Origin of the sequence: Thermoanaerobacterium sp. RBIITD (assembly GCF_900205865.1) — a bacterium.
Classification (GTDB): Bacteria; Bacillota; Thermoanaerobacteria; order Thermoanaerobacterales; family Thermoanaerobacteraceae; genus Thermoanaerobacterium.
This window is the reverse complement of the sequence record NZ_LT906662.1, coordinates 3244475-3258827: the sequence shown is the minus strand read 5'-3', so window position 1 is coordinate 3258827 and position 14353 is coordinate 3244475. Positions and strand designations below refer to the sequence as shown.

Here is a 14353-nt window from a genome sequence, read left to right as displayed (position 1 = left end):
GTAGAATAGAATATTGGGTGATATAGATGAGAACCAAAACTAAAAATAATTACAAGGGTGAAATATTGGGAATAATATTTTGCACTTTTTCGATTATATCTTTGATAAGTCTTTATTCTAATTCAACAGGTGTTATAGGAAAAGAAATAGTGATATTATTAAAAAGTTTATTTGGCATAGGTGCATATGCTTTGTCATTGCTAATACTTGTTTATGCATTAGTTTTTTTATTTAAAAGTAAGGAATTTTTAAATACGAATAAAGTTATTTCACTTTCAATAATATTTTTATGTATGATTAGTCTAGCACATATTTATGTGTTTAATGATTTATCAATTTTTAAGGATTACATATCAGAAAGTATAAGAAATGGTAATCAAAACACCGGTGGTGGTGCTATAGCAGGTATAATAGTATTTACCTTGATAAAATTATTAGGTATTATTGGTAGTTGGTTATTTTTAATTGCTACTATTATCATATGTGGAATAATTTTGACCGATACCTCTTTTGTTAATATTGTAAAATCTTTAGTTAAATTTATTGTCGATAAAATAGATTTAATCAAGAATAAAAAAAATATAATAACAAAAAATGAATCAGATGATATATCTATCGAAAATGTAATTACAAAAGAAAACGCAGATTCAGTTATTGAAGACGGCAAAATCGATAAAAAAGATGACAATAAGCTTCAAATAATTCAGCCTATCAATGAAGATAAAATTTATGCGAACGGTGAAGGTGAACAAATACCGATTAAATTTGATGATAATATTAAAAGTACAAGTAAATATACTTACCCTCCTATAACCCTTTTGAAAGAAGGTAAGCCACAGCAGAAGATAAATAACAATTTGATTTTAGAAAATGCTAAAAAACTAGAACAGACTTTAAGAAATTTTGGAATTGAAGCAAAGGTCATGCAGGTCAGCAGAGGACCTGCTATTACGAGGTTTGAAATACAGCCAAGTCCTGGCGTTAAAGTAAGTAGGATAGTTAGCCTTACAGATGATATTGCTCTAAGTCTTGCTACACCATCTGTAAGAATAGAAGCGCCAATTCCTGGTAAATCTGCTGTTGGAATTGAAGTGCCAAATGAAAAGATAGCAACTGTAAATTTAAGAGAAGTTATAGATACGAAAAAATTTAGAAGTAGCAAATCTGATCTTTCTATAGCATTGGGAAAAGACATTGCAGGTAACATTGTCATAGCTGATTTATCAAAAATGCCTCATTTGTTGATAGCTGGCGCAACCGGTTCTGGTAAAAGCGTCTGTATAAACACGCTGATAATAAGCCTTCTTTATAAAGCAACTCCTGAAAAGGTCAAAATGATTTTGATTGACCCTAAGGTTGTTGAATTAAATATATACAACGGAATTCCTCATTTACTGACACCTGTTGTAACAGATCCTAAAAAAGCTGCTGGTGTATTGAATTGGGCTGTGCAGGAGATGACAAATCGGTATAAGTTATTTGCAGATAATAATGTGAGAGATATAGAAGGATATAATAAATTAAATAATGTTAATATTATGCCTAAAATTGTTGTTATAATAGACGAATTATCAGACCTCATGATGGTATCACCTGCAGAAGTAGAAGAATACATATGCAGATTGGCACAAATGGCAAGAGCCGCGGGAATATATCTTGTCATTGCAACACAAAGACCATCTGTTGATGTAATAACAGGTGTGATCAAAGCAAATATTCCATCTCGCATATCTTTTGCCGTTACATCCCAGATTGATTCAAGAACAATACTTGATATGTCTGGTGCAGAAAAATTACTTGGCAAAGGTGATATGTTATTTTATCCAATCGGTGAATCAAAGCCTATTAGAGTACAAGGCGCATTTATATCTGATAAAGAAGTAGAAGAAGTTGTTAACTTTTTAAAATCGAATCAAGGAGAACCTAATTATGAAGAAATAATTGTAGAGAATAAAAGCACAATAAATAAAAATATAGAAGAAGACGAACTGATGAACGATGCAATTTCTATAATTGTTGAAACAGGTCAGGCTTCGATATCGATGCTTCAAAGAAGATTACGGATAGGATATGCAAGAGCAGCTAGAATAATTGATCAGATAGAGCAAAAAGGAATTATAAGTGGATATGATGGCTCAAAATCTAGACAAATTTTGCTTTCAGAAGATGAGATAAAAAAAATAATAGGTAAATAATATTCTTTACAATGTTATCTATATGGTATATACTTTTCATTGTACAAAGACAAATCTCAGACCCCTAATGAGAAATATTGTCTTTACACAAAGCGAAAATTAGCGTTCATATATTTCATATATAAAATATTGAAAGGAGTTGTAAATGGTTAATGTTGGTATAATTTCCTTGGGTTGTGCGAAGAATACCGTAGATTCTGAAAAAATGCTTGGTATACTAAAAAATAACGGATACAATATAGTAAGCGATGAAAATGATGCAGATGTGTTAATTGTAAATACCTGTGGATTTATTGAAAGTGCAAAGCGTGAGTCGATAGATTATATAATTGAAATGGGCAAACTTAAGGAGAAGAAGTTAAAAGTATTAATTGCAGCCGGATGCTTGTCTGAAAGATACAAAGAGGAGTTGCTTAAAGAGCTTCCAGAGCTTGATGCAGTTATAGGTACAGGAGATTTTTTAAGAATATCTGAAATAATAAATAGTACATTAAATGGTGACCGTGTAATAGAATACGGTCATGCAGACAATTTTGATGATACTAATTTACCAAGGATTTTAAGTACACCGAAGCATTACGGATATTTAAAAATCTCTGAAGGGTGCAATAATAAATGTACTTTTTGCATAATACCTAAACTAAGAGGACATTACAGAAGTATCAAAATAGAGGATTTAGTTAATGAAGCAAAAAGGATGGTTAATAATGGCGTAAAGGAAATTATTTTGATAGCTCAAGATACTACAAAGTATGGAATTGATATATATAAAAAGTTAATGCTGCCTACTTTATTGAGAAAATTATCAGAAGTAGAAGGTTTAAAATGGATAAGAATTTTATACGCATATCCTGATGGCATAAATGACGAATTGATAGATGAGATTAAGACTAACGATAAAGTTGTTAAATATATTGATATGCCGCTTCAACATTCAAATGATAATGTTCTTAAAAGAATGAAGCGGTATACAAGAAGAAAAAATATAGAAGAAATAATAAAAAAATTACGTCAAATACCAGGCATGGTTATAAGAACGACATTTATTGTAGGATTTCCTGGTGAGACAGATGAAGAATTTAATGACTTAAAAGAATTTATAATTGAAAAGAAATTTGAAAGACTTGGTGTATTTACTTATTCAAGAGAAGAAGATACTGAAGCATATAATATGCCAAAACAGATAAAAGAAAGTTTAAAGCTTAAACGATATGATGAAATAATGTCAATACAAAAAGATATATCATTAAAAAATAATATTAAATATATTGGATGTAATTTTGAAGTTGTAGTTGAAGGCTTTGAAAATGGATTGTATTATGGAAGAAGTTATATGGATGCACCAGAAATAGATGGCGTTACTTATATAAAATCAAATAAAAAATTAAATTATGGTGAATTTATTAACGTAAGAATAACAAATGCATTTGAATATGATCTTATGGGGGAGTTAATGTGAATATAGCAAATAAAATTACAATAACGAGGCTTATCTTGGTACCAATTTTCATAGTTATAATGCTATCGAATATTAAATATGGCGATATAATATCAGCCATTTTATTTACCATGGCTTCCCTTACGGATAAGCTTGATGGATATGTAGCAAGAAGGTATAATCAAATAACAAACCTTGGTAAATTTATGGACCCACTTGTCGATAAAGTCATGGTATCATCGGCCTTTATTGCATTAATCCAGCTTGGTCGCATACAAAGCTGGATTGTTATTGTCATACTATCAAGAGAATTTATAGTAACCGGCCTAAGAACTATTGCCGCCAATAAAGGAATTGTGATTGCGGCAAGTAATTTGGGAAAATATAAAACCACTCTTCAAATAGTTGCGATTATATCATTAATGCTAAACAATATTCCATTTAGTTATATATTTTTTCCTTTTTCATCGATTGCAATATATTTGGCTTTATTTATGACTGTATATTCAGGTGTAGATTATATAATAAAATGTAAAAAAATAATCCTTGAATAAGAAGGTGTTTTAAATGAAATGCGAGATTATTTCAGTTGGTACAGAATTGCTTCTTGGGCAAATAGCAAATACAGATGCAAAATTTATTTCAGAGAAATTATCTTCCTTAGGTATCGATGTTTATTTTCATACAAATGTAGGTGATAATGCAGAAAGGTTAAAAGAATGTCTTCGTATAGCTTCAAATCGATCAGAATTAATAATTTTGACAGGTGGTCTCGGACCTACAATGGATGACCTTACTAAGGAAACAGCGGCAGATTTCTTTGGCATTCCACTTGTAGAAGATGTTAATACAAAGTTAAAAATTGAAGAGTACTTTCAAAAGTCAAACAGAGAAATTACATCTAACAATTATAAACAGGCATTATTTCCAGTAGGTTCGAAAATTTTACCTAACGCAAATGGCACCGCACCCGGATGTATTTTTGAAAAAGATAATAAAAAAATTATAATATTGCCAGGTCCTCCATCTGAATTAATACCTATGTTTGATAATCATGTATATCCATATTTAAAAATGTTTAGTAAAGAAATAATAATATCAAAAGTTTTAAAGATATTTGGCTTAGGTGAATCAAAAGTAGAAACTATGGTACATGACATTTTAATGTCTGAAAATCCTACTGTTGCACCATTAATAAGTGATGGTTTTGTTACATTAAGGATTACCGCTAAATCGAGTGATTCAAAAAGTGCAAAAGAAATGATAAGCAAAACGGAATCATCGATAAGAGATATTCTTGGCGAATATATATTTGGCACAGATACTGATACTATAGAATTTGTTGTTTTGAATTTACTAAAGAATAAAAAATTAACACTTGCAACTGCAGAATCCTGTACAGGTGGATTGCTTTCAGAAAAAATAACCAATATACCTGGTGCATCAGAAGTATTTAAATTTGGTGCTGTGACATATAGCAATGAAGCAAAAGAAAAGATTCTTGGCGTTTCGAAAAATACTATAGATCGTTATGGTGCTGTAAGTGAAGAAACAGCAAGAGAAATGGCAATAAATGTAAGAAATATTTCAAGTACCGATTATGGTATATCAATTACAGGAATAGCTGGTCCTGATGGTGGTACATCTGAAAAGCCTGTCGGATTAGTATATATTGGACTTTCATATAAAGATGAATTGTATATTAAAAAAATAATAAGCAGTGGCAATCGTCAGAAAGTTAGGTTAAATTCTGTAATGAATGCAATGGATATGTTAAGAAGACATATGTTGGGATTAAAAATTGACTATTAAAATGTCATAATATATAATTAAATGAGAGCATATGCCTAAATTTGGCGGGAGGAGAAATTATGATAGAAAAACAAAAGGCTCTTGATATGGCCATAAATCAAATTGAGAGACAATTCGGAAAAGGCTCAATTATGAGGCTAGGGGACAATAGCAAGTTGAATGTAGAGGTTATTCCGACAGGTTCTATCGAGCTTGATATTGCACTTGGGGTTGGAGGAGTCCCAAGAGGAAGAATAATCGAAATATTTGGACCAGAATCATCAGGTAAAACTACAATTGCCTTACATATATTAGCTGAAGCACAAAAATTAGGCGGTACAGGTGCTTTTATTGACGCAGAACATGCCCTTGATCCTCTATATGCAAAAAGACTCGGCGTCAATATAGACAGTTTACTAGTTTCACAGCCTGATACAGGTGAACAAGCACTCGAAATTGTTGAAGCCTTAGTTAGAAGCGGAGCTGTTGACGTGATAGTAATTGACTCTGTCGCTGCCCTTGTACCAAAAGCTGAAATAGATGGTGATATGGGTGATGCTCATGTTGGCCTTCAAGCAAGGCTTATGTCACAGGCTTTAAGAAAACTTTCAGGAGTTATAAGCAAGACTAAATGTGTAGCAGTTTTTATAAATCAACTTAGAGAAAAGGTTGGAGTAATGTTTGGAAATCCCGAGACAACACCTGGTGGGAGAGCTTTAAAGTTTTATTCAACAATAAGGCTTGATGTACGCAAAGTTGATGGCTTAAAGCAAGGAAATGACGTAGTCGGAAATAGGACAAGGGTAAAAGTCGTTAAAAATAAAGTCGCACCACCATTTAAACAAGCAGAATTTGATATAATGTACGGAGAAGGTATATCACGAGAAGGAAGTATTTTAGATGTTGCGACGAGCATCGACTTAATAGATAAAAGTGGTGCATGGTATTCATATGGTGATGTAAGGCTTGGACAAGGAAGGGAAAATGCAAAACAGTATTTAAAAGATAATAAAGAAATAGCAGATGAAATAGAGAAAAAGATTAGAGAAAACTTTAATCTTGCTGTAGCAAATTCAAAGCCAATAAATGATGATGAAAAAGCTCACGAAGAGTAACCCTTAAGAGGGGTTATTTTTCTATAAAGGGTGATGTGATGATATGATAATTACAACTATTGAAAGGCAAAAAAAGAGCGATAAAAGATTTAATATCTATATAGATAATGAATATGCTTTTTCTGTTTCTATTTACGAGATTATAGAATTTGATTTAAAAGAAGGAAAAGAAATAAATGATGAACAATATAAATATTATGTAAACTATATTTTAGAAAAAAGCGCCTATAAAGAAGCATTAAAATATCTTTCATACTCTATGAGAACAGAAAAAGAATTAATAGACAAATTAAGGTCTAAGGATTATAATGAATCAGCTATAAACAATGTTTTATTAAAATTAAGAGAGTTAAATTATATAAACGATGCATATTATACAGAACTATATATACAGGAAAAGAAAGATAAGCTTTATAGCAAGTATAGAATATATAATGAATTAATACGGAAAGGAATAGAATCGACTCTCATTAAAAAAAAGCTTGAGGATTTATATGTTGATGAAATAGGTACAATAAAGAAAATTATCAATAAAAAATTTAAGAACAATAACGACATTATAAAAATAAAAAATTACCTATATAGAAGTGGTTTTAAAATAGATGATATAAATAAAGTCCTCACAGATGAGGAGGTTAACTAAATTGCTAAATAGTAATAAATTATTACCTATGATAAACTCTTTAATAAAAAATGAAAAAAACTTATACAGTGAATTAATAGATGATGTAAAAAAGGCTCTAAATGAATTTAATAAAATAGTAGGTAGTGAAAAAGAATTAATAAAAAAAATAGAATCGAGTAATACTTCATGGCTTACAGCAATTCCTTTAGAAAATTTAGATAATATAAGATCTGTACCGAAATTATCATCAGATTATAGCGTTTTAGCTGTTGACGGATCTCAAATTATGCCCGATAGGCATGAAATCAAGTTATGCTATTTAATCAATATTGGCTATGTTATATTTAGTTATGGAAGAAATTCATATGCAAAAATGCAATCTGAACCAACATTATTTTTTGATGATGAAGATTTGTTTAAAGATTTTAATGGAATAAAAATGTTAATTACACCAAAGGATATTACATTTAAAAGAACTATTATGGAATATGATAAAGTTGTAGAATGCATTAAGGAAATAAAAGCTGGTAATAAGATAGCTTTTATAGATGGAACTTTGATTGAATGGATGGTTCAAGGCGATACAAACGAACAATTTATAATTAAAAACATATTAAAGGCTTTTGATACAGCACTGGATTTAAATACGCCTATTGTAGGATATATTAGTTCACCTAAAAGCAATGATTTTATTAATATGCTTCACATCTCTTTATGCCCACAGGATATTGTTAACTGCAATAACTGTATTTATTTAAAAAATGATAGGGATTTGCCGTGTAGTGGTATTACAAAAATTAATGATGTAAATATATTTTCAAAGATATTAAAAGATGGTGAAAGGTCTCCACTATTTTTAAGTACATCCCACATACTTGAGAATTATGGCAAACATAAGATAGCATTCTTTTATTTAAATATAGGGAGTGAAGTTGCGAGAATAGAACTACCATTATGGGCAGCAAATGATGCAAATTATTTAGATTTAATACATTACATATGTTATGACCAGGCACAAAAGGGAAAGGGATATCCTATATCATTACAAGAGGCCCATGAACAAGCAGTTGTTACAGGTTCTGAAAGGGATATGTTTTATAACATGCTATCGAATATATGTATTAAAAATGGAATTAAGGTATCCCGCTCGTATAAATCACAGAGAAAAAGGAGTGGTATCTTATGAACCACATTGGCGAAATAATAGAAACAAACACCTTAGGATTCACATGCCAATCTGTAAAATTAGATGAAAGCCCTGATTTTGGAAGTTTTGTAAAAGCCATATCCAATGATATAACTATATATGGTATTGTATATAATGTTTCTACGATGAGTGAAGATCAGACAAGGAGGCCAGTTGCTTTTGGTCTTTCTGAAGAAGAGCTTAAAATGCAGCAACCACAAATATTTGAGCTAATGCATACATATTTTGATGTACAAATAATAGGTTACAGAAGAGATAAATATATGGGTATAATACCACCAAAACCCGCTAAGATACACACATTCGCGTATGCCTGTGATAATGATGATTTAATAGATATAAAAGAAGATTTAAATTTTGTAAAATATATATTAAATGGAAAAACAGGTATCGAAGATGAACTTGTTGCTGCTGCAATACGAAATTTATCTTATATCTCTGATGACAAAGATTCATATCTAATAAAGGTCGGTAAAGAATTAATAAGATTTTTGAAAAATGATTTTGACAGATTTATAACTATCAAAAGGATGTGTAATTTATGAATGGTAAACTTTTTAGAGGATCAATCTCATCTGGTCTTGACATTAAGCTTTCAGAAGGAAGTCTTATAGAAGATGTAAAAGTAGGCAATTTTGTTGTAATTCAGGGAAAAAAGAATAAATATTTATGTATGGTAACAGATATAAAATATGAGGCTGTAAATCCTCAAATCATGGTAGATGGAGCCGATGTAGATAACGAAATTGATGAAAAAATAATAGATGGTACTGGAGTATATGGTGTTGTTACACTTTCCCCAATGATTCAGGTTGATGAAAATCAAAATGCTTTAACTGTAAAATCAATACCAGCCTATGGTTCCCATGCAAAAGACGCTGATAAAACTGATATATATGCAGTTTTTGGTGAACCTTCAGACGAAAATTTTTATATAGGAACGCCACCGGAAATGGATATACCTATATGTATAAATTTAAAAAAGCTTGTCGAACGCAGTACGGGTGTTTTTGGAAGGGCTGGAACTGGTAAAACATATTTAACAAGGCTTTTATTATCAGGCCTTGCTAAGTCGAAGGCTGCTGTAAGTCTTATCTTTGATGCACATAATGAATATGGTTATGGAGCTAAAAAAGAGGGAAGCACGAATGTAAAAGGTTTAAAACAGCTATTTGGTAGTCAAGTTGCGATTTTCACTCTTGATAGGGAATCTTCATTACGTAGGCATGTTCCTATAGATGGCATATTAAATATTGCTTATAATCAAATTACACCTGATGATATTATGCTTTTAAATTCAATGTTAAATTTAAATAGCACTGCACTAGAAAGTATTTATCAAATAATGAAAAAAGAAAAAGAAAATTGGCTCTATAATTTCATAAATATTGATGCAGCCGATATGGAAGAATATGCCAAGGAAATAGGCGCAAATGAAAGTTCATTACAGGCTTTAAGAAGAAAACTTGAGAGGCTAATTAAATTGCCGTTTTTAATGAATATTGTTCCAACAGACAGTATAAAACAAATCATGGATTTTTTACAAAAGGGAATAAATGTTGTTATAGAATTTGGAAGTGTTTCGACACTTGGATACATGCTAGTAGCAAATATTATAACTCGGCATATACACGATATGTATGTAAAAAAAACAGAAGAGTCCATTGCAAATAATAGTAAAGGCCCTATACCGCTAGTTATAACAATAGAAGAAGCCCATAGATTCTTGGACCCATCAATATCTAAGGAAACTACAATGGGTGAAATTGCAAGAGAAATGAGAAAATACAATGTTACTCTATTAATTGTTGATCAAAGAACATCACAGATTGATTCTGAAGTAATGTCACAGATAGGCACTAAGATTACATGTAGACTTGAAGATGACAATGATATAAGCTCATTTTTATCTGGTGTTAATAATGCCAGTAAATTACGAAATGTATTAGCAAGCCTTGACCAAAAACAACAAGCATTAATTTTAGGACATGCAGTTCCAATGCCAGTAGTTATTAAAACAAGAAATTACGATCAAGAATTTTATAAAGAAATATCACCTTTTAATGGTGATGAATTTATTGATAAACCTTTTTTAGATTTAATGAAAAAGGAGAAGATAGACGAACTTTTTCCAGATTGACATAGGGGGAATTTCTATGATTAATATAGCACATGCAGCGGATATACACATTGGTATTGAAAATTATGGAACTATTGATAAAGAAACCGGAATGAATACAAGACTCGAGGATTTTTTAAATGCTTTTGATAGGTTTGTTGACTATTCTATAGAAAATTGTGATATAGCGATAATATCGGGTGATATGTATAAATCGAGGGAACCAAATCCAACTCAGCAAAGAGAATTAGCAAAAAGGATAAAGAAGCTATCACTAAAAATACCTGTAGTAATAAATAATGGTAATCATGATCAACCAAATTCTGATTCAAAAGCTAGAGCGTTTGATATTTATAAGATATTGGAAGTTAATAATGTTTATGTAGCAAATAAACCCAATATCTTTCTAATAAATACGAAAAATGGCCCAATACAAATTGCGTGTCTGCCATATTTTCCCAAAAGCTTTTTATTAAAATTAGAAGATAGTAAAAATTTAAGTATAGATGAAATTAATAAGAAAATGGTCGAAAAAATAGACAGTATTTTAAGTATACTGACATCAAAGCTTAATCCATCTATACCATCTGTATTGTCAGTCCATCTTTCTGTAACGGGGGCCGTAACAAGTAGTGAAAAGAGTATTATGATAGGTGATGATATTATAGTTCCAATAAGTGTTATTGCAAGGCCTCAGTATAAATATATTGCGCTCGGTCACATACACAAGTACCAAGTTGTATGGGATATGCCACTTACAGTATATAGTGGTAGCATTGAAAAGATTGATTTTGGAGAAGAGAAAGACGAAAAAGGGTTTTGTCATGTTATTATAGACGGTGATAATGTAACACATAAATTTATAAGTACAAATTCAAGGCCATTCAAAACAATAAAAATCGATGTTGAAAGTGATACGCCGACAGAAGATATATTAGAAAGAATAAAATCATTAGATCTAAGTGATTCTATCGTCAGACTAAACATAAAAACCACAAAAGAAATTGATAAACACATAAGATATAGGGAAATAAATAAATTATTATTGCAAAAATGTTATCATTTTGTTGGTATTAAAAGGGACTTTGATATCGATAAAGGCTCATTAAGAAATCCTGAAGTAAATGAACGCCTTAACCCAATAGATGCACTTTCAAAATACTTTTTATCTATTGATTTAGATGTCGATAAAGATGAGCTAATTAAAAGAGCAAATATTTTATATAAAGAGTTAAGAGAAGAGGTGAACAGCAAATGATACCACTTAAACTTACTTTAAAAAATTTCATGTCATACTCAGAATATGAAACGATGGATTTTACTCGGTTTCATGTTGCTGTAATTATAGGCCAAAATGGAAATGGAAAATCTTCTCTATGGGATGCGATTACCTGGTGCATTTGGGGGAGAGCAAGAGGACTAGATGCTGCAGGAAGAGGTAGTGATGACCTTATAAGAATAGGTGCCGATGAAATGGAAGTCGAATTTCTATTTAAAATAGATAATACTAAATACAGAATTTTGAGAAAGAAAAAGAGAAATTCTAATTCTATTTTGGAATTTAATATAATAAATGATGATGGAACATTAAAATCATTAACGCAGGAGAAGATTGAAGATACAAAAGAAAAAATTGAAAATACCATTATGCTTGATTATGACACTTTTGTGTCATCATCGTTTATGCCACAAAATAAGTCTGGCTTCTTTTCGGAAGCTGATCCAACAAAGAGAAAACAAATATTCTCTGAAGTATTAGGCTTAGATATATATGATAAGTTACAAGAAAAAGCTAAGATGAAAAGAAGTGAATACGAGAAGAATATTGCTATAATTGATGAGCAGTTAAAATTATACCTAAAAGAAATTGAAAACAAAGATGAAATAATAAATCAAAAAGTAGAACTATCTCAAAAATATAATAACAAAAAAATTGAAATAGATAATTTAACTAAGGAAATGGACATATTGCAAGAAAATAAACGTAAGATGGATGATATATTAATTAAATATAAGGAATACAGTGAAAGAATTAAATTAGATGAAAAAGTTATATCAGAATATGATAGTATGATAATAGATCTTGAAAATAAAATAAGAGAATTAAAAGAACTATTAAATAAAGAAGATGAAATAGTAAATGGATATAATATTTTTAAATCACTTCAGGATCAATTAGAGGAACTTGATGCTAAATATATTAAATTTAATGAATTTGAAAAAGAAAAAATAAATATAAAAAATAAGATAAATATAATTAGAAGAGAAAACGAACTTTTGCTTAACAATTTAAAGATTAAATACAATGAAACACTTGATAAATATAAAAAGTTAGAAGCAGATGGTGAGGAATTAAAGGCTCTTGAAGAAAAAATGAAAGAATTTGATTCTATCGATGATGATTTATTAAAAAATGAGGAAAAAATTCAAGAATACAATGAAAAATTAGCGGAATTAAAGGCAGAATTTAACAGTTATAATAAAAAGATAGATGAACTTAAAGAAAATTACACCACAATATCAAATACTGATGCTACTTGCCCTGTTTGCAATTCACCACTTGACGATGATAAAAAAAATAATTTGCTAAATGACTTTACAGAAAAAATAAATAATTATAAAAAACAAATTATTAAGATAAAAGATTTAGGAATTCATTTACAAGATGAATTAAAAAAACTTAAAAATGATAGAGCAAAATTAAAAATTTTACAAAAGCAAAAAGATAAATTAAATATAAACATAATTACGATAAAAAATAATCTTTCAGAGAAAGATAGTACATTGGTCAAATTAAAGGAATTAGATAGCAATATCAAAGAACTTACAAATATATTAAATAATAACGATTATGCAAATGATGAAAAAAACAAGCTCAAATATATAGATAATATGTTATTGGAGTTAAATTTTTCTCTTGAATTGTATAAAGAGACAAAAGATAAATATGAAAAATACAAAAATTACGAAAAATTAATGGAAAGGCTCAGTATATCTAAACAAAATATTGAGGATCACAAAAATACATATGATACTTATAAAAAAAATATCAATATATACAGGGAAAATCTTAATAATGATAAAAAAACAATGGAGTATTTTAAAGAACAAAGCAAGGGTTATGATAATCTAGTTAACGATATTAAAAATTTAAAAAACAAAATTGAGAAGGCAAATAAGGATTATTTAGATATAAATGTAAGACTTACCTCTATATTAGATAAAATAAAAAACATCGAAAATATAGAAATAAAAATTAATGAGTTAAAAAAAGAAAGAGATAGAAACTTAAAAGAAAGGCATTATTATGAAATTTTAGAATATTCTTTTAGCAAAAAAGGAATACAAGCTCTTATAATAGAGAATGCATTACCTGAATTTGAAGATACAGCGAATAATTTACTTGCAAAACTTACAGACGGAAAAATGTATGTAAGTTTAATAACACAAAAAACTAACAAAAGTGGTTCAGTGCAAGAAACACTTGATATAGAAATCTCCGACGAGCTTGGTAAAAGAAAATATGAACTTTATAGTGGTGGTGAAGCTTTTAGAATAAATTTTGCATTGAGAATTGCCTTATCAAAATTGTTATCAAAAAGAGCGGGTGTTAAGTTACAAACATTAATAATAGACGAAGGCTTTGGATCTCAAGATAAAATAGGGCGTCAGAACATTATAGACGTTATTAATATGATAAAGGATGAGTTTGAATTGGTAGTTGTCATAACACATATCGATGAATTTAAAGATATCTTTCCATATACAATAGAAATTACAAAGGATGAAAATGGCTCACATATAATTTATGCATGATTGAGAATTCGCTTAACTTGACATAATTTTGAAAGAGGACTAAAATA

At 29.6% G+C, this 14353-nt stretch carries 11 protein-coding genes; all 11 read left to right on the top strand.

Annotated elements, in window-relative coordinates; all coding sequences use genetic code 11:
* Positions 1 to 26 precede the first annotated feature (26 nt).
* Positions 27 to 2195: an FtsK/SpoIIIE family DNA translocase gene (locus CPG45_RS15875; RefSeq protein ID WP_096233136.1), complete on the top strand. Its 2169-nt coding sequence runs from the start codon at positions 27 to 29 to the stop codon at positions 2193 to 2195.
* 145 nt (positions 2196 to 2340) lie between these two features.
* A complete protein-coding gene (gene rimO, locus CPG45_RS15870) occupies positions 2341 to 3654 on the top strand; it encodes a 30S ribosomal protein S12 methylthiotransferase RimO (RefSeq protein ID WP_096233134.1) in 1314 nt (437 codons plus the stop codon).
* Complete coding sequence (pgsA, locus tag CPG45_RS15865) at positions 3651 to 4187, top strand: CDP-diacylglycerol--glycerol-3-phosphate 3-phosphatidyltransferase (protein ID WP_096233132.1); 537 nt, start codon at positions 3651 to 3653, stop codon at positions 4185 to 4187. Before rimO ends, pgsA begins: the two co-directional genes overlap by 4 nt.
* 13 nt (positions 4188 to 4200) lie before the next feature.
* Positions 4201 to 5445 carry a competence/damage-inducible protein A gene (locus CPG45_RS15860; RefSeq protein WP_096233130.1) on the top strand — a complete coding sequence of 415 codons (1245 nt, stop codon included), beginning with the start codon at positions 4201 to 4203 and terminating at the stop codon, positions 5443 to 5445.
* Between the two features lie 59 nt (positions 5446 to 5504).
* Complete coding sequence (recA, locus tag CPG45_RS15855; protein ID WP_096233128.1) at positions 5505 to 6539, top strand: recombinase RecA; 1035 nt, start codon at positions 5505 to 5507, stop codon at positions 6537 to 6539.
* Between the two features lie 43 nt (positions 6540 to 6582).
* Positions 6583 to 7182 carry a RecX family transcriptional regulator gene (locus CPG45_RS15850; protein ID WP_096233126.1) on the top strand — a complete coding sequence of 200 codons (600 nt, stop codon included), beginning with the start codon at positions 6583 to 6585 and terminating at the stop codon, positions 7180 to 7182.
* Between the two features lies 1 nt (position 7183).
* Positions 7184 to 8350, top strand: a complete 1167-nt coding sequence (locus CPG45_RS15845) for a DNA double-strand break repair nuclease NurA (protein WP_096233124.1) — start codon at positions 7184 to 7186, stop codon at positions 8348 to 8350.
* Entirely contained in the window at positions 8347 to 8916 is a 570-nt protein-coding gene (locus tag CPG45_RS15840) for an HAS-barrel domain-containing protein (RefSeq protein ID WP_096233122.1), read from the top strand. Before CPG45_RS15845 ends, CPG45_RS15840 begins: the two co-directional genes overlap by 4 nt.
* On the top strand, positions 8913 to 10511 hold the full coding sequence (locus CPG45_RS15835; protein WP_096233120.1) for an ATP-binding protein: 1599 nt from the start codon (positions 8913 to 8915) through the stop codon (positions 10509 to 10511). Before CPG45_RS15840 ends, CPG45_RS15835 begins: the two co-directional genes overlap by 4 nt.
* 16 nt (positions 10512 to 10527) lie before the next feature.
* Positions 10528 to 11748: a metallophosphoesterase family protein gene (locus CPG45_RS15830; protein WP_096233118.1), complete on the top strand. Its 1221-nt coding sequence runs from the start codon at positions 10528 to 10530 to the stop codon at positions 11746 to 11748.
* Positions 11745 to 14306 carry an AAA family ATPase gene (locus CPG45_RS15825; RefSeq protein WP_096233116.1) on the top strand — a complete coding sequence of 854 codons (2562 nt, stop codon included), beginning with the start codon at positions 11745 to 11747 and terminating at the stop codon, positions 14304 to 14306. The genes CPG45_RS15830 and CPG45_RS15825 overlap by 4 nt, the downstream gene beginning before the upstream one ends.
* Positions 14307 to 14353 lie beyond the last annotated feature (47 nt).

Excerpts from the sequence above, each read along its gene's own strand:
- CPG45_RS15875 (WP_096233136.1), top strand. The coding sequence starts at position 27 with ATGAGAACCAAAACTAAAAATAATTACAAGGGTGAAATATTGGGAATA.
- rimO (WP_096233134.1), top strand. The coding sequence starts at position 2,341 with ATGGTTAATGTTGGTATAATTTCCTTGGGTTGTGCGAAGAATACCGTA.
- CPG45_RS15860 (WP_096233130.1), top strand. The coding sequence starts at position 4,201 with ATGAAATGCGAGATTATTTCAGTTGGTACAGAATTGCTTCTTGGGCAA.
- recA (WP_096233128.1), top strand. The coding sequence starts at position 5,505 with ATGATAGAAAAACAAAAGGCTCTTGATATGGCCATAAATCAAATTGAG.
- CPG45_RS15850 (WP_096233126.1), top strand. The coding sequence starts at position 6,583 with ATGATAATTACAACTATTGAAAGGCAAAAAAAGAGCGATAAAAGATTT.
- CPG45_RS15840 (WP_096233122.1), top strand. The coding sequence starts at position 8,347 with ATGAACCACATTGGCGAAATAATAGAAACAAACACCTTAGGATTCACA.
- CPG45_RS15835 (WP_096233120.1), top strand. The coding sequence starts at position 8,913 with ATGAATGGTAAACTTTTTAGAGGATCAATCTCATCTGGTCTTGACATT.
- CPG45_RS15830 (WP_096233118.1), top strand. The coding sequence starts at position 10,528 with ATGATTAATATAGCACATGCAGCGGATATACACATTGGTATTGAAAAT.
- CPG45_RS15825 (WP_096233116.1), top strand. The coding sequence starts at position 11,745 with ATGATACCACTTAAACTTACTTTAAAAAATTTCATGTCATACTCAGAA.